The organism is Pseudomonas sp. GW821-FHT09A09 (assembly GCF_059418405.1).
On the sequence record NZ_JBWKPU010000012.1, the window covers coordinates 107,830 to 125,485 of the forward strand.

The following is a 17,656-nucleotide window of genomic DNA, read 5'->3' on the forward strand; positions in this document are numbered from 1 at the left end:
GCGGCATCGCCGGGTTCGAGGTTGGCCTTGGGTTAACGGCCGAAAAGTGTGCGGATCACGGGGCTACCTCGCCTGTCGCGGGGCCTGAAACAGGAGAGACCGCGGGTCGTGTTGCGTTGTTCGTTGGCACCTGAGTGCGTGGGGTGATCTGAAACGCCGGCGCTTCTGTTGCTGGCGCCCGCACCGGCGCCGGGGCTGGGCGCGCCCTCGCCGGCGCCGCCTTGGCCGTTGCCTCTGTGGGCGTTGGCGTCGGCGCAGCTTTTGCGGCGGGCTTGCCCGACAGCGCCTCAAGAATCTGTGCCTTGGGGCCATCGGCCACGATCTTGCCGTCGTCGACCACCACGATGCGGTCCACCAGCGCCAGCAATGAAGGGCGATGCGTCACCACCACCATGGCCTGGCCTTCGGTGGCACGCTTGAGGTGGTCCAGGAACGCCATCTCGGTCTGTGTATCCATGGCACTGGTCGGCTCATCGAGCAGCAGCATTTTTGGCCGCGCCAACAGGCTGCGCGCCAGGGACACCAACTGCCGTTGACCGCCCGACAAGCCCTCGCCCATTTCGCCAATCGGCAGGTTGATGCCTTTGGGGTGCTTGGCGGCAATGTGGTCCAGGCCGGTGAGGCGCAGCACTCGCAAGAACTCCTCGGCGGTGGCGTCGGGGCGGCCGAGCATCACGTTTTCACGCAGCGAGCCGTAGAACAGGCGTGCATCCTGGCCCACATAACCGACGGCTTTGCGCCAGTCGGCCGGGTCGATCTGGTTGACGTCCAGGCCATCGGTGAACATCTGCCCTTCGACCGGCGCGTACAGGCGGCCCATCACCCGCAACAGCGTGGACTTGCCACTGCCGATGCGGCCCAGGATCGCCACGCGCTCACCGGGCGCAACGGTCATATTGATGCCTTGCAGCACCGGCGGGTTGGGCTGCATCGGCGGTGCCGGGTACGAAAAGCCGACGTTCTTGAGGGTCAACTGGCCCGACAGCGGCGGCTTGGACAGGTACTGGCCTTTAGGGTCGCGGTCCACCGGCATGGCCATCAGGCCATTGAGCGAACCGAGCGCCGCCTTGGCTTGCTGGAAACGCACCGCCAAACCGATCACCTGGCCCAATGGCCCGGTGGCGCGGCCGGCGAGCATCACGGTGGCGATCAGGCCGCCCATGCTCAGGTCACCGGCATCGATCAGGTACACACCGATGATGATCAGCACCACGGTCTGGATCTGTTGCAGGAACGCCACCACGCCGGTTGCCAGGCTCGACAGCGAACGCGACTTCATGGACGTGGCCGCCGACAGCGCGCTGAAGTTTTCCCAGCGACGCTGCATGTAGGCTTCGCCGCCCACGGCCTTGAGGGTTTCCAGGCCTTCGACCGACTCCACCAGCACGCCTTGCTTGAGCGCGCCTTCGCGCATGTTCTCTTTCATGGTGCGCGCCAGTGGCCACTGGATGATGATGCTGATGATCAAGATCAGCGGGATCAGCAACAACGGCACCCAGCCGAGCGGGCCGCCCACCACAAAGATCACGCCGACGAACATCAGCACAAACGGCAGGTCGGTGAGCGCCGCCAGCGTGGCCGAGGTGGCGAAGTCGCGCACCGATTCGAACTCGCGCAACTGGTTGGCAAACGAGCCGGACGAGGCCGGTTTGTTTTCCATGCGGATCGACAGCGCCTGGCGGAACAGCATCGTGCCCAGCACCAGGTCGGCTTTTTTACCGGCCACGTCGAGCAAGTGCGCCCGCACATAACGTGCAATCGCTTCGAAGATCATGGCGATGGAGACGCCGATGCCCAGCGACCACAGCGTGACGAACGCCTGGTTCGGTACCACGCGGTCGTACACGTTCATGGTGAAGAAAATGGTGGCCAGGCCCAGCACGTTGATCAGCACCGCGCCGATGGCCGCGCTGCGGTAGTAGCTGCGATAGCGCCACAGGGTGCTGAGCAACCAGTGGCCGGCCGGGCGCGGGGTTTCATCGCCGGCGCGCAGGTCGACCTTGGCACGAGGCTTGATCAGAATCGCGTGGCCGGCGTACAGCGCGTCCATGCCGGCCTGGTCCAGTTCCACCGGCTCATCACGGCTGACTTCCGGCAGGATCACCTGGTAGAAGCAGGCGCGCTTGCCTTCGGCGTCGTTGCGCACTGTGCGGCCGAGCAAGACGCAGCCGCCCTGCTCCTTGCGCAGCAGTAAGATCGGCACCAATTGCTGGGGCAACGCCTGCGGGCGTCGCTCCACCAGGCCAGCGGTGAGGTCGGCTGCCGCCAAGGCGGCCAGCGCCAGCGACGGTGCCAGCATGCCACCCTTGGGCAGGCCGGCGGTCAGCGCTTCGGGGCTTTTGCCCACGCCGTAGTGATCACAGATCCACGACACGCTGTCGAGCAGCGTGTCCTGGACCGTCGTTTGAGTGGCGGGCAACACGGGAGGCTGCTCGCTTGGGCCAACAGGCGCGTCAGTAGTCATCACAAGAGTCCTGGGCCGCCGGTGGCGACCGCGTTGAAAATGGATGTCTCAAGGCATGCCCTGCTGATTCGGCGAGCCTTGGAAACCGTTAGGAGAATTCTGACGAGACGGCCTGTTTGTAAGAATAAGACCTGTCCCAAAACACCCGGTTTGCTGTCAGGCAGGCGTCAAGGGCGGCCGAGCTCCACCTTGACCACCACACGCCGGTTCGGCGCATAGCAGGCAATTTGCTGCGCACGGTTGCCGTAGCAGCTGTACACCACCGGTTCACGGTTGCCGGCGCTGGAAGCGCTGACGATGGATTCCGGAATGCCTTTGTTGATCAACAGCTGGCGCAGCGTGTCGGCGCGCTGCTGGCCCAACTGCTGGTTTTTGGCTTCATCACCGATGGGGTCTGTATGCCCGATCACCTGAACATTTTTGACCTGTGCATCGTCCTCATGCAGGTCGTTGATCAGGCGTGCAATGGCCTGGTGCCCGGCTTTGGAGATATCCCCCGAGCCGGCTTTGCCAAACGCAAACAGCACGTCGCTGGACAGCGCGTAATGCTTGAAGCGCGACGTGTCCACCAGGTAGTCGTAATGCCGGCACGCTTCGACGGACGCGGCGCGGGACACCGCGTGCACTTGGGTGCGCGAGGTGGTGAGTTCGGCCTCGGCCGCATCGCGAGCCACAGGCAGCGGGAAGGTGTTGCCGTCTTCGCGCACGCGCAGGTAGTAGGTCTTGCCGCCTTGCAAGGTGGCTTGGTACAGGTCGCTGTGCTTGCCTTTGTAGGTCGGCATGTCGTCCAGGTAAGCGCCCAGGGTATGGGTGCCCGGCGCCACGCAGAACGTGGTGTGGCCGCCCGGCAGCAGGCCGGTGTGGAACTCACGGTCAACGTAGATATGGGCCGCGCCCTTGCGCTGCACCCCGCCCAGCGCGCGGTAATACACCACCTGGGCCTGGTCGTCGCCGATGGCCGCGACCGGCTCGTAGGTGGCATCGAACACTTTGCCCGCCACGGGTGCCGGCACATTGGCCAAGGCCGGTAAATTGAACAAGGCTGCGCCGATCAGTACGGCGGCTCGGGTCCTGTTAAGTAAAAACATGGGCGTCACTCCGCCGTGGCCACCAGCGAACCGGTGACGGATTATTGAGTCGAGAAAAAGGCCGCAAACGCACAGCGCTTGCGGCAAAGAACGGGAAGCCCGAAGGCCTCCCGGAGCGGGCTTTGCGTGAGGGCCTTACTGGCCGCTCACGTCCACGCGGACCACCACACGACGGTTTGGCGCGTTGCACGCCACTTGCTCGGCCTTGCTGCCGTAGCATTCGTCGGTGACCGGCTCGCTGCTGCCGGCGCTGCGGGCAACCACGGCGGTTGACGGAATGCCACCGTCGATCAGCAGGCGACGTACGGTTTGCGCACGCTTGAGGCCCAGGGCCTGGTTAGCCTGGTAGGCACCGATCGGGTCGGTATGGCCCACCACGACTACGCGGTCGAGCTTGGTGTGTTCGCGGTTGAGCTGGGTGACCAACTCCAGGATCGCCACACGACCACGGCTGCTGATGTCCTGGTAGCCGGACTTGCCGAAGGCAAACAGCACGTCGCCGGACAAGGCGTAGTCCTTGAAGGCCTCGGCCGGTTTGTCGACGAAGTTGCACTGCTGCACCTTGGAGGCACGGGACAGCGCCTGCACCTGGGCACGGCTGCCGGCCAGCTCGCGCTCGGCGTCGGCACGGGTCACGGCCAGTGGCGCGCCGTTGCCGTTTTCACGGACCTTGAGGAAGTAGGTCTTGCCGCCTTCCAGCTTGGCCGAGTACAGGTCGGTGGTCTTGCCACGGTAGCTCGGGGCATCACCAATGTAGGCACCGAGGGTACGGCTGCCTGGCTCCACGCAGAACGCGGTGTAGCCGCCTGGCAGCAGGCTGGTGTGGAACTCGCGGTCAACGTAGACGTTGGCCGAACCGCGCTGCTGAGCATCGGTACCACGGTAGTAAACCACTTGGGCCTGGCCGTCGGAGACCGGGGCCACCGGCTGGTAACCATTGCCAAACGACTGGATGGCCGCCGACTGGTAGGTGTATTGCTGTTCTGCGTGGGCCAATGGCATCGCGCAGACGGCCGCCGCGAACAGCGCAGCGGTAAGGGTGTTGTGACGTGCAAACATGATCAAAACTCCGCGCAGGTGCCGCTGGGCACCCGGGCTAAAAAAGTAAAAGACAATTGAGAGAGGCAGTCACCTGCCTGGGTAAACCCTGGCACCCAGGCCCCGGGGGAAACCCCAGGGCCGGGTGCGGCCGGCTTACACCAGGTTGGTGGTGACGCCGTCCTGAACCAGCAGTTGTGCGTCCTGGGACGAGTGTTGGTAGACGTTGTAAACCACGCCTGCCACCGTCGCGGTGCCCGCACTGGCCCAATCACCCGGATCGGTGCCGTCTGGCAGCAGATCCGCGAGGTTGACCACATCGCCGGCATTGCCCTTGATCATCATCTGCGTGCTGTCATCCCCGGTGAACAGGCTGTTGCCACCCTGTGCCAGTACATCGCTCAGCGACAGGTTCAACACGTTGTCGCCGGTGCCGGTGATGTCGATGACCTCCATCGAAGTCACTTGGCCTTCCGCCAGGGCGGTCAGGTCGAGGACCTGGTTCGCGCCGGTGAGGGTCAGCGTGTCGATGGCGTCGGTGCCTTCGGCTTCGACGGTGAGCTCTTCGCCTTCGGCCACTTCGATGAGTTGGTCGGCGGCGGAGAGGTCGTCTTGCTGCTCTTGAAGGGCAGCGATTGCCTCAGGAACGGTGGAGTCATCGCCGAGGATGATGTTGTCAATAGAAATTAAGCTAAACGCTGTCGATGGCGGGCTATATTGGAAAACCGTAAAGCTGGAAAATGCCAGCCCGTTCGGCATGGTTATGCTCGTAAAGGAGCCCTCTTGAGTATTTTCAATTACGTGGGTATGGATAAGTTCCCCATTCTCATCGTAAAACTCGATCTTTCCGACCTCGGTTCCGTCTGGGACGGACGATCCCGGCCTAGCGATAACAACAGCGTACATCTTCAAAGCAATAGACGTAGCACTCTCGCCCTTAAGATCAAACTCCATATTTTGCGCGCCGTAAGTTCCGGTAAGAGTATCGAAACCACTTTGCATACGGAGCGTGTCGCCTCCAGTAACTCCGGTGGGATTACCCTCTACGACCTCACGCTTGGCAGTAACCAAACCAAAATCTCGGACTTCATTGATCCCTAATTGGGAATTGGCACCATAATTATCGACAACTGAAAACGGGATATTGCTTATGGAGATATCATCCAAATTGACGATTCGAGTTTCATTATACGGAGCTGGAGATATAACCACTTCGAACGACGCAAACTCTTTCCCTTCCGGCATCACATAAGTTTTATAACCCCCACTTACAAGCGACCCATTAGATACAATATTTTGCGTATCAATCAAGTCCCCATTCGCATCGTAAAAATTGATCCTAGCCACGATGGTATTAGGTGGGGATGGATAACCGCCCGAGACATTACCTGATTGAACCTTCACATCAATACCAAGTAACTTAGCGGTCTCACCTTTCAAATCAACTATTGCTTTAGAACTACCATATTTGTCAGGTGTGCCCCCCCCTCCTGAGCCACTGCGCAAAGATATAATGTTTCCGATAGCTGGCGTATACGAGTCACCACTGACACGCTGACCTACAACTGTGAATAACCCAGCGTCAACTTCTTCGTTAAATCCAACTCCACCGGGCCCGAAAGTAGATGTAATCACCGGCCGATGGAAAACACTCACCAAATCAAACTCAAACAACGCACTTTCCGGCCCGGTATTCCCGGCCTTATCTGTCGCAGTGGCCGTCAAGCTATAAGCACCCAACTCCAAAGGCTCCGCAGGCTCGAAGGTCCAAACACCAGACGCGTCGGCCTGGGCCGAACCCAGCTCCACACCGTTGGCGTAGATGGTCACGATGGAACCCGCCTCGGCCGTACCGTTGATCACCGGCGAACGGTCATCGGTTTCGCCGCCATTGGCAATGGTTTCAGGCAGGGTTGGCGTACCGGTGCCGAAATCGTCAGTCAACGAAGTGATAACGGCAACGGGACCGGTGGTATCGACAATCACTGTCCAGGGTGCAGACGGCGCACTGGCGTTGCCGGCCGGGTCACGGGTGACCACGGTCAGCGAGTGGCTGCCGTCGTTGAGTGGCGTGGTGGGCGTGTAGCTCCAACGGCCATCCGTTCCCACCGTGGTAGAACCGATCAACAGGCCGTCGTCGTAGATCTCGACCGTGTCACCCGGCACCAGGCCCTCACCGTTCAGGGTCGGGGTGGTATCGTCGGTGGTCGCGCCATCGGCAATCGAGCCCTGGATGCTGCCCACGTCGTCACTGGCACCGCCAATCGCCGGAGCGGTCGGAGCGGTGGTGTCGATGATGGTTTCGAACACCGGGGTCGGGTCGCTTTCGCCGCCGGCCGGGGTGGTGGCGGTCGCGGTCAAGCTGTGCGCGCCTTCACTCAGCACGGGCGTGGTGAAACTCCACTGGCCGGTGCCGTTGGCGGTCACGGTACCCAACAAGGTGGCGCCGTCATAGATGCTGACGGTGGAACCCGGGGTGGCCTGGCCGTTCAGGGTCGGGGTGGTGTCGTCAGTGGCCTGGCCGCTGGTCAGGTTACCGGTGACGCTGCCTGCGTTGTCTTCCACGGAGGTGATGGAGATCACAACGGACGCGGTGTCCACGGTAAAGTCCATTGCCGGGCCCATCGGGCCGACGTTACCGGCTGCGTCGACAGCCTGGGCGGCCAGCGAGTGCGGGCCGTTGGCCAGCGGGGTAGCCGGGGTGAAGCTCCAGGCGCCAGTAGCGCTGGCGGTGGTGCTGCCAATGAGCACGCCGTTGTCGTAGATGTTCACGATGGAACCGGCTTCGGCCATGCCTTCGAACGTCGGGTTGGCGTCGTCGGTGGTGCTGCCAGCCGAAATCGGGCCGGTCACGGCGCCCACGTCGTCGATCAGCGCTTGGCCGGTCGGTGTGGTCGGTGCGGTGGTGTCCACGGTGATCGGGTAAGCACCGGTTGCCGGGCTCAGGTTGCCGGCGGCGTTTTGCGCCTGGGCGGTCAGGCTGTGGTTACCTTCTGCCAATGGGGTGGACGGAGTGAAGCTCCACTGGCCGCCCACCACGGTGGTGGTGCCCAGCAGGGTTTCGCCGTCGTACACGTAGATGATGTTGCCGTCTTCACCGGTACCGTTGAGGGTCGGGGTGGTGTCGTCGGTGGTCGCGCCCTGGGCCAGTGGACCCTGCACGGTGCCCGCATCGTCGATCACGCTGATGATGGCAGGTGCCGCAGGAGCGCCGCCGGCGATGACTTCCAGGTCGAAGCCCGGGGTCGGTGCGCTGACGTTGCCGGCCGCATCGGTGGTAGTCACGGTCAGGGTGTGGTTACCGTTGCTCAGTGGCAACTCAGGGGTAAAGCTCCAGCTACCGTATTCACCGGCAATAACGCTGCCGATGGCCGTGCCGTTGTCGTAGATGGTCACCAGGGAACCGGGTTCGGCGGTACCGGAGAGGTCCGGACGTGCGTCATCGGTGATGTCGCCCGAGGTCAGTTCGCCTTGCACGGCGCCCTGGTCATCGATCACCGAACCGAGGGTCGGTGCAGCCGGTGCCTGGGTATCGACGATGATGGTGATCGGGTCGGACGGCTCGCTTTCGTTGCCCGATGGGTCTTTGATCACGACCACGATTTCGTGGCTGCCTTCAGCCAGCTCATCGCCAGTACCCGGGGTGAATTCCCACTTGCCGTCTTCGCCCACGACCACGCTGCCGATTGGCGTGCCGTTGTCGATGATGGTCACGATGTCGCCAGGCACGGCGCCGCTGCCGCCAAAGGTCGGTGCGGTGTCGTCGGTGCTGTCGCCATCGGCAATGATGCCGGTGACCGGGCCGACGTCGTCGGTGATGATTTCAATGCCGCCCGCGCCAGGGGTTGGCTTGGCCGGTGGGGTGGTGTCTTCCACGATGATCACGGTGATCGGGTCGGACGGCTCGCTTTCGTTACCGGCCGGGTCTTTGATCACCACCACGATTTCGTGCGGACCTTCGTCCAGCTCGGGCTCAGGGGTGAATTCCCAGTTGCCATCGTCGCCCACGACGACGCTGCCGATGGGTTGGCCGTTGTCGATGATGACCACGGTGTCGCCCGGCGTTGCGCCGCCACCGGTGAAGGTTGGGGTTTTGTCGTCGGTGCTGTCGCCGTCGCCGATGCTGCCTTGGTCTGGGCCGACGTTGTCGAAGATGTCGTCAATGCCGCCAGTGCCCGGGCCTGGTTTTTCAGGTGCGGTGATGTCGATGACGATAGGGAATGGCAGCGAAGGGATGCTGATGTTGCCAGCGGCGTCTTCAGCGGCGATGGTGAATTCGTGGTCGCCCTCTTCCAGTTCGGTTTCCGGGGTGAATTCCCACTTGCCGTCTTTGTCGGCGATGGCGGTGCCGATTTCCACGCCGTTGTCGTAGATGTGCACGGTAGCGCCCGCTTCAGCGGTGCCTTTGAGCGTCGGGGTGGTGTCGTTGGTGCTGTCGCCGGCGGCCAGCAGGCCTTCGCTCGGCGCGGTGTCGTCGTACACGCCGTCAATCAGCGGGGCAGCCGGGGCCACGGTGTCGACGATGATGATGTGGCCAGGCGAACCTTCGCCCTTGTTGCCTTCGGCATCGACCGGAATGATCACGATGTTGTGGGAGCCGTCATCCAGGCCTGGCTCCGCAGGGGTGAATTCCCACTTGCCGTCTTCGCCCACCGGCGCGGTGCCGATGACTTTGCCGTTGTCGACGATTTCTACAGTGGTGCCGGGCTTGCCGATACCGGTGAAGGTTGGGGTTTTGTCGTCGGTGGATTCGCCTGGGCCGATCAGGCCTTGTTTGTCGCCCACGTCATCGGTGACGCCGCCCAGCGAGCCTTTGTCGCTGTTACCGCCGCCAACCGGGGTGTCTCGGTCGTTGTCGTTGTCTTTGTTGCGAACGGCGGCATAAACGCCACCGAGCAGGCCCAGTGCGCCCAGGCCCAGCAATGCAGGCCAGAACCAGCCGATACCGGCGCCAGCGACCAGGCCATTGCCAAAACCGGCCAATGGTTGGGCACCCAGCACTTGGGCAGACTCAGCGCCTTCGTACAGGAACGCCGCGGCGCCATCCTGATCAGCGTCGGAGGAGATGTATTCGTAGTAGGAACCGTCTTCGGCGAGGCCGACCAGTTGACCGCCGCTGCCTTCGAAGTTTTCGATGATCAGTTGAGCCTGGTCCGGGTCAGTGCCTTCCAGGGCGATGTGCAGGTTTTTGCCCACACGCTTGACGGTGAGGTTTTCGGGCGCGAAGCCTTTTTCGCCTTCGCCAATAAGGTATTGGCCACCCTGTACCGCTTTGATGCGTACAGGAAGACCGGTTTTGGCGGCACCGAGGTCCACCGTTTGGGTAATCGTCTTGCCGTCTACTACGGCGATATTCACAGAGTTAGCGTTCACGTTTTCTGCCTTTGAGTTAGTCAGGATTGCGTACACCGGTTCATCCGGCATTCCTATCAACCAAGCCACTCCGTTAAGAGGAATCCTTGGGATGTCGGAATTCTCCTCAAACGACGTAATAGGCAATATAAGAACTGTCTCAAAACCCCCAAGGCTTCATTATTTTTGTGTGCAATTGCTTGGTTAATCGCGCCTAAACAAAAACCCGCACGAGGCGGGTCTTTACGATAAAAATGACTGACTAACACCGCCCTAGGCGGGTTGTCTTTGAGACTTGTCTCAAAGCCCTTTCATGGTTTTGTATTGAGACAAACGTTTAAACAAATCCATGTCACTGGTCACGCCCAACTTGCGGTACGCCGCCAACTTTTGCGTGCTGACGGTTTTAAGGCTGCGGTTGAACATTTCGGCGATTCGCGTCACGGTCAGGCCGCTGATGCACAGCCTTAACACTTCACGCTCGCGCAACGACAGCGAAGCGTGGGACGCCAAGGCTTCTTCTGCACCGGTGGCCTCCCACCAGGTCGATACGGTGTCATTCTCCTGGGCCACGACGATGCTGGAGCAGAGGTAGCGCTGGCCGCACGCCAGCATTTCGATTGCGCGGATAAACACGCCCAGGGGCTGGCGCTTGCAGACCACGCCCTGCACACCGGCGGCCAGCAGGAGCATGGCGACCCTGGGGTCAGCCTCGGGCACCACGACCAAGACCCAAACCTGCGGGAACTGCGCCCTCAAGGCCTTGATAAAGTCCTGCGCAGCACCGTGTTCCAGTTCATTGTCCATCACCAACAGGTCCAACCGACCCTGCTCGATAGCCTGCCAGGCACTGTCTGTCGTCTCGAACAGGCCCGTTACTTCAATACCGGTTTGATCAGCCAGGTGGTAACGCAACCCCTGACGGACCACTTCATGTTCATCCAGCACCCCCACTCTGATTAACCCAGACATCACACACCTCGTCTTCCCAGGAATTTAACCTGCATCCTTTATCGCGCGGCCTAAACCGTTTAACGCCGAATTAAATAATGGCTTCGCTGCTATTAGCGAATACCCCGTATTAGAACTGTCGGGCACAACACCCGTTAAAAGTCCACTTCAAACCCCGGCGGCGAGCCGGAATGTTCGACCGATAGAACCACAGTAAGGGTCGAGACAAAGAAAGGCTCTAAGAACTGTCTCAATAACCGGGACGTGCACCCTCCCTGCCCAAACTCAGGTAATTGAGACATTTCTTAAATCACTGACGGGTGTGCGGCGAACACACTAAAAAAGTACTCACGCCTGCCATTCAAATGCCCACTCGGGTGATGTTGGCTTATTAATCTTATTGGGAGCCTTACCATGTTTGCCTGCACGCCTGTGCGTTTCGTTCGTCCCTTGCAGTTGTTATGTGTACTGACCCTGGGTTCTGTTTCAGTGGCCGCGCACAGCAGCTCACTCACCCGAGACAATGGCGCGGCGGTGGGCGATAACCAGAACTCGCAAACCGCCGGTCCCCACGGCCCGGTGTTACTGCAAGACGTGCACCTGATCCAGAAACTGCAGCGTTTTGATCGCGAGCGCATTCCGGAGCGTGTCGTGCATGCGCGTGGCACAGGTGCCTACGGCGTGTTTACCGCCAGCGAAAACCTGGTGGACCTCACCAAGGCCGCGCTCTTTACCTCCGGCACCGTCACACCGGTGTTCGTGCGGTTCTCCTCGGTGGTGCACGGCACCCATTCACCTGAAACCCTGCGCGACCCACGGGGTTTCGCCACCAAGTTCTACACGGCAGAAGGCAACTGGGACCTGGTCGGCAATAACTTCCCGACGTTTTTCATCCGCGATGCGATCAAGTTCCCCGACATGGTCCACGCGTTCAAGCCGGACCCCCGCACCAATTTGGGCAACGATGCACGGCGCTTCGATTTCTTCTCTCATGTACCGGAAGCCACCCGCACCCTGACCGAGCTGTACTCCAACAACGGTACGCCGGCCAGCTACCGGGAAATGGATGGCAATGGTGTGCACGCCTATAAATTCGTGAATGCCAAGGACGAGGTGAGCTACGTCAAGTTCCACTGGAAGAGCCTGCAAGGCGTGCGCAACTTCACCCCGGAAGAAGCCACCCGCGTGCAGGGCGCCGACTTCAGCCACATGACCCTCGACCTGATCAAGCACATTGAAAAGGGCGAGCTCCCGAAGTGGGATTTGTACATCCAGGTGCTCAAGCCTGAAGAACTGGCCACGTTCGATTTCGACCCGCTGGACGCCACCAAAGTCTGGCCGGAAACCCCCATGCGCAAAATCGGCCAGTTGGTGCTCAACCGCAACCCGGCCAACGTGTTCCAGGAAACCGAGCAGGTGGCCATGGCCCCTTCCAACCTGATCCCCGGCATCGAGCCTTCTGAAGACCGCTTGCTGCAAGGGCGCTTGTTTTCTTACGCCGACACGCAGATGCATCGCCTGGGCGCCAACGCCCTGCAATTGCCGATCAATGCCAGCAAGGCACCTGTGGATAACGGCAACCAGGACGGCGCGATGAACACGGCCTCGACCCTCACCGGTATCAATTACCAACCAAGCCGCTTGTTCCCACGTGAGGAATCTTCCGCTGCGCGTTACAGCATGCTCCTACTGACCGGCAGCACCCAGCAGGCCAAGATCCAGCGCGAACAGAACTTCAAGCAGGCCGGTGACTTGTACCGTTCCTTCAACAGCAAGGCGCGCAAGGACCTGATCCACAGCTTTGGCACCTCCCTGGCGCAGGCCGACACCGTGAGCAAACACCACATCCTGTCGTTCCTCTACAAGGCCGACCCGGAATACGGCACCGGCGTGACGGATGTGGCCAAAGGCGACCTGGATCAGGTGAAAAAAATGGCGGCGCTGTTAAGCGACTGAGCCTTCCCTCGACGGCCGCTTTGGCCATCACCCCACAAGGCCTGCGCTCACTGCGCGGGCCGTTTTTTTAGCAACAAGGTGCAACATGGATTTCAAATTCGATCAACTGATTCAACACAGCGAGGCCTGGTTACCCGTCATTCTGGAACACAGCCTGAACATTGCCTTGGCCGGCCTCACCCTGGTGCTGGGCTGGTGGTTCATCAGCACGGTGACGCGGCGTATTGGTGAAGTGCTGGGCAAGCGCAGCGTGGACAAAACCTTGCAAGGTTTCGTCGGCAGCCTGGTCAAGATTGCCCTGAAGATCATGCTGGTGATCAGCGTGGCCTCGATGGTCGGCGTGCAGACCACCAGTTTTGTCGCCGCCCTCGGCGCCGCGGGCCTGGCGATTGGCCTGGCGTTGCAGGGCAGCCTGGCCAACTTCGCCGGTGGCGTGCTGATCCTGCTGTTTCGCCCGTTCAAGGTGGGCGACAAAATCGAAGTCCAGGGCGTGTACGGCACCGTCGATGCGATCCTGATTTTCCACACGGTGATTCTCAGCACCGACAACAAACGGATCGTCGTGCCCAATGGCGGCTTGTCCAATGGGGTGGTGGTGAACTTCTCCAGCGAGGCCACGCGCAAAGTGGTGTTCGACGTAGGCGTGGACTACACCGCCAACCTCGACACCGTGCGGCACGTGCTGTTGAGCCTGTGCGACGACCCGCGCATTCATCGCGACCCCGAGCCGGTGGTGGTGGTGACTACGTTGGGCGACAGCGCGATCACCGTATCGCTGCGCGTATGGACCGACAATGACGACTATTGGGACGTGCTGTACCGGCTCAACGAGAAAACTCGCTGTGCCTTGGCCAAACAGGGTATCGGCATTCCCTTCCCGCAACGGGTGGTGACCCTGGTCCAGGGTTGATCCAGCCGGCACAAAAAAGCCCCGCGCTCTGTACAGAGGCGGGGCTTTTGGTTTGGCGCGCGTTCGTCAATGAAAGCGCTTGGCGGTGAGGTAACTCTTGTTCCAATAGGTGTTGCTCAACGAGTCGATGCGGATGGTCTTGCCCGTCCTGGGCGAGTGAATAAAGCGATCGTTGCCGATGTAGATCCCCACATGTTTAAGTTGCGCGGCACCGTTATGTTTAAAGAACACGGCGTCGCCGACTTTCAATTGGTTGCGCGCCACGGTCTTGGCGTTCGACGCCAGCATCGTGGTGGTGGTACGCGGCAGCTTGATACCGGCCTCGGTGCGGAACAGGTACACCAGCAGCCCGCTGCAATCGAAGCCGTCCTTGACCGTTTGGCCGCCCCAGCGATAGGGCGTGCCGATCAGCTCGTGGGCCCGCTCCACCACGCCGTTGATCCTGGGGTTCGCCTGGGCGGCGAGGCTTGAGTCGTGGCGCATAAAGCTCACGTTCATCGCGTCGGCGCGGGAAATAGGTGCGAATAAATACTCGAACAAACAAAAAACAGAACCTGCCACTAACGATAACTTGAACACGATAAACACCCTTGAATGTTTCTAAACCAGAAGAAACACAAGGGTATTTATCGGAACCCTCCCAAAATATGAGACTTGTCTCAGTAATCTTGGGAGCGCTCTTAGGCCGACAAACGGAAATTCCTACGCTTATCGGTAAGACAACGTCAGTGCATCAGCACAGCCGGATAGTCATGCAGCAACACCGAACCCTGCATGGCCGCCAGGGCGTCCTTCAAGGTGGATTGCTCCAGCGCCTCTTTGGACTTTTTAACTTCCTTGGCCGCGTGCTCCAGCAACGCCAGGTAGTCGCGTTTGGACGAGCCATCTTTGGGCTCCACCGTGTCTGACACCAACTGGGCCATCTCGTACTTCTGGGTCCGGGTGTTCTGCACCGCCGACTGCGACACAGAAGCACTCGCCAGTTGGCCATCCTTATAGGAGAAGCTCGCGGTGCTGCTGGCCTTGTCCTGCACGTGCACATACAGGTAGTTCTGCGATTTGCGGGTATCATCCAACACCGGTGGCTCGCCACCGCCGAGGCTTCTGTGGAAGTTTGCCGACAGCACCGACTGCTGGTTCTGGGTCACGCTGCGGTCCGCGCTGCTGCGGCCATTGACCTCGGTCTTCTGCGACACGGTGTAGGAGAAGCTGTCGACTTCCTTAGGACGCATCGGGTTGGACGCACCGACGGCCTGCTTGATCGAGGCCTTGAAGTCCGCCAGCCCCGTCAGCAAACCTTTGTCGGTCGGGTTGTTGCTCAAGGCATTCGGTGCGCGAACCGTTTGGGGATGGTTGCTGTTCATGGCACTGAACGCGTCCTTGAACATCGCCATCAAGTCAGCGTTGGCGCTACCGCGCTCCTGCACCCGGTCGAACTGGGCGAGGTAGGTTTTCAGCGCGTTGGCTTGCTGTTTGGCGTCCCCCTGTATTGCGCTGTTTTTCAGGTCGACGGCCAGGTCGATGTCACCGGCCGGGCCACTCATGCGTGTGGTGCGGGTTTGGCTGTCGGCGTGGAACGCCAGGCTCAGGTCCTCGTCCGCCTGGTTTTTGAGCTTGGCGATGAGGTCCACCGACTTCAGCACGTGGGTGTCGAACTGGGTCAGCTTGCTCAGGTCGAGTTTCGGCGGTACAGCGGTCAACCCGTCGACCGACGCCTGGAACGCCGCCCCCAATTGGCCGACGGCCTTGAGCTCATCCGCGCTCAAATCGCCGCCCTCGACCGTGGCCTGCACGCCCAAGCCGTGTTTCTGACTGAACAGGCTGAACGTCACCGTCTTGCCGCTGGCGGTCTTGATGCTGAGGCTGACCTGGTTGTCGGCCTTGCTGTGCAGCACCGCCTGGTCGGCCTTGATCCCGCCCGCATCACCGGCACGCTCTGCCGTGGTGTTGAGCACCGATTGTGAAATCCCCGCCCCACCGCCCCCGGTGAACTGATCCATCAACGCAGCACCGAGGCCGCTGTAACGGCTGGCCGTGGAGATTGAACCGAAGCGTTGGCTGATCAACTGGGTGACGGCGTCCTGATTATCGTTTTCCCAGGCCCAGACGGTTTCGCGGCCGGGGAGCTGCCCGTTTTTGGAATAGAGATCGATAACGTCGGCCACGGGATTTCCGAGGCTGACCACGGAGGACGGCCTGACGGGCGAGACGTCGAGAGTGTTGGCCAGTGCTGCCGGCGGTGAGGTCGTGGCGGCGCGAAGAATGAGGGGATTGGTCGCGATGATCGGCGTTAGCGTAGTCATGACAGTCCGTGTCTTAAAAGCTGATTAGCCTTCAATCTAACCAAGACACGCCGCGATTGACAGCATTTAGGTCAAAATTTATGGCAAAGGGCCACGTCAAAAAACCGGCCCTTTGCCTTTATCTTCAGGTCAGAAGCGGTAAGTCACCGAACCACCAAACCCATTGGCGCTGTTTTCGTACTTGGCGTCGTAGGTCAGGGCCAACTGAGGGTTGTTGTCGCGCACTTTGATCGGCTCTTCCTTCAGGTAGGAATAGGCCACGTCTAAGGTCAGGTTATCCACAGGCGTCCAGCCGGCACCGAGGCTGAACACGGTGCGGTCACCCGTCGGAATCCGCACGGAACGGTCGGTGTTGTTGGTTGGGGTCTGGTCCACCGAGAAGCCGGTCCGCAGCACCAGTTGCTTGTTGAGCTGATACGCCAAGCCGATCGCGTGGGACCAGGTGTCGTGCCAGTGCTGTTCTTCGGTGATGGAGTTCAGGCCGGCCAACGCCGTGGTGATGTCGGACACGCCGGTGTTGTTGACGGTGATTTTCTTCAACTGGCTCCAGCGGGTGTAGGTGCTGCCCACGTAGAGGGTCAGGTCATCGGTCAATTGGTGGGTGACCGAGAAGTCCACGGAGGATGGCGTGGTGACGTCCAGCTTGGCGTCATACTTCTGCGGCCCGCCGTCCAGCAGGTCGGACAGTACACCGGAAGCGTTGGTATGGCCGCTCAGGTGATAGACCACTTGCGAATGGTAGGTGACGCCGATGCGGGTGCTGTCCAGGGCCTGCACCAGGATACCGGCGTTGAAGCCCGTGGCGGTGTCATCCCCTTTGATCTTGGCGGTTTCGGTGCCCAGGCCAAAGGCCGGGACCTTGGAATCCAACTCGCCGCTGATTTTGTTGAAGGTGGGGCCGAAACCCACCGAGACCTTGTCGTTGAACGCGTAGCTGACGGTCGGCTGCACGGTGATGACCTGAACCTTGCTCTTGTTGCCAAAGCCATTGCCCTGGAAGCTGTGTTCATAGTCGGTCACCAGGCCAAACGGTGCGTAGATCCCCAGGCCAAAGGCCCAGTGCTCGTCGATCGGCGTGACCAGGTAGCCCATCGGCACGGCAATGCCGGGGACCATGTCGCCTTTGTTGGTGCCGGGGTTGTCGGCGCCGCCCTGGGAAGAGCTGGCGTCCTTGATGTTGGATTTGGCATCGAGGTAGGTCGCGCCGATGCTCACTTCATTCTGTTTGATGCGGGACATGCCGGCCGGGTTGCCGAACACCGTGCTGGCGTCGTCGGCCGAGGAAGAGCGACCGGCGTAGCCCGTCCCCATTGAACTGATGCTTTGTTCATTGAGCGCGAAACCACCGGCGAGCAGGTGTGTGGAGGCAAGCGAAACGGCGAGCGCCAAAGCGCTTCTCAGAGTTTTTTTATTCATTATTAGGACTCGAATTATTGGGCAGCGATGGGGAAACTACCAACGATCGAGGGGGGCGATTATGAAGAGTTTTTCATGCTCAGGATTGTCGGACAATCCTATTGGTTTCAAAGACTTTGAGCGATTTACGCTGTCTTTTTATGACTTTTTAACCCGATCGTGACTGACCGGTTTCGAG

9 protein-coding genes and 1 pseudogene are annotated in these 17,656 nt (G+C 60.6%); 2 read left to right on the top strand and 8 right to left on the bottom strand.

Going from position 1 to position 17,656, the window contains the following annotated elements:
• Positions 1 to 55: 55 nt before the first annotated feature.
• From AC07OV_RS13065 to AC07OV_RS13085, 5 genes are all read right to left on the bottom strand, one after another.
• Positions 56 to 2,464, bottom strand: a complete 2,409-nt coding sequence (locus tag AC07OV_RS13065; RefSeq protein WP_494997142.1) for a type I secretion system permease/ATPase — start codon at positions 2,462 to 2,464, stop codon at positions 56 to 58.
• A 167-nt stretch (positions 2,465 to 2,631) separates the two neighbouring features.
• Complete coding sequence (locus AC07OV_RS13070; RefSeq protein WP_494997141.1) at positions 2,632 to 3,552, bottom strand: OmpA family protein; 921 nt, start codon at positions 3,550 to 3,552, stop codon at positions 2,632 to 2,634.
• A 135-nt stretch (positions 3,553 to 3,687) separates the two neighbouring features.
• A complete protein-coding gene (locus AC07OV_RS13075; RefSeq protein ID WP_494997140.1) occupies positions 3,688 to 4,611 on the bottom strand; it encodes an OmpA family protein in 924 nt (307 codons plus the stop codon).
• Positions 4,612 to 4,746: 135 nt separating this feature from the next.
• Positions 4,747 to 9,963, bottom strand: a complete 5,217-nt coding sequence (locus tag AC07OV_RS13080) for an Ig-like domain-containing protein (RefSeq protein WP_495092366.1) — start codon at positions 9,961 to 9,963, stop codon at positions 4,747 to 4,749.
• 279 nt (positions 9,964 to 10,242) lie between these two features.
• The gene (locus AC07OV_RS13085) at positions 10,243 to 10,914 is read right to left on the bottom strand and encodes a LuxR C-terminal-related transcriptional regulator (RefSeq protein ID WP_495092367.1); all 672 of its coding nucleotides are present in this window, start codon (positions 10,912 to 10,914) and stop codon (positions 10,243 to 10,245) included.
• A 486-nt stretch (positions 10,915 to 11,400) separates the two neighbouring features.
• On the opposite strand from AC07OV_RS13085, the pseudogene AC07OV_RS13090 reads away from it, so the two are divergent.
• A pseudogene (locus AC07OV_RS13090) lies at positions 11,401 to 12,849 on the top strand (catalase); the annotation flags it as partial.
• Positions 12,850 to 12,934: 85 nt separating this feature from the next.
• On the top strand, positions 12,935 to 13,759 hold the full coding sequence (locus AC07OV_RS13095) for a mechanosensitive ion channel family protein (RefSeq protein ID WP_494997137.1): 825 nt from the start codon (positions 12,935 to 12,937) through the stop codon (positions 13,757 to 13,759).
• Positions 13,760 to 13,825: 66 nt separating this feature from the next.
• On the opposite strand, the gene AC07OV_RS13100 is transcribed toward AC07OV_RS13095, so the two are convergent.
• The 3 genes from AC07OV_RS13100 to AC07OV_RS13110 all read right to left on the bottom strand — a co-directional run bounded on the left by AC07OV_RS13100 (position 13,826) and on the right by AC07OV_RS13110 (position 17,478).
• The gene (locus AC07OV_RS13100) at positions 13,826 to 14,242 is read right to left on the bottom strand and encodes a C40 family peptidase (RefSeq protein WP_259174633.1); all 417 of its coding nucleotides are present in this window, start codon (positions 14,240 to 14,242) and stop codon (positions 13,826 to 13,828) included.
• A 242-nt stretch (positions 14,243 to 14,484) separates the two neighbouring features.
• A complete protein-coding gene (locus AC07OV_RS13105) occupies positions 14,485 to 15,924 on the bottom strand; it encodes a lactate dehydrogenase (protein WP_495092381.1) in 1,440 nt (479 codons plus the stop codon).
• A 267-nt stretch (positions 15,925 to 16,191) separates the two neighbouring features.
• On the bottom strand, positions 16,192 to 17,478 hold the full coding sequence (locus AC07OV_RS13110; RefSeq protein WP_495092368.1) for an OmpP1/FadL family transporter: 1,287 nt from the start codon (positions 17,476 to 17,478) through the stop codon (positions 16,192 to 16,194).
• Between the last annotated feature and the right edge of the window lie 178 nt (positions 17,479 to 17,656).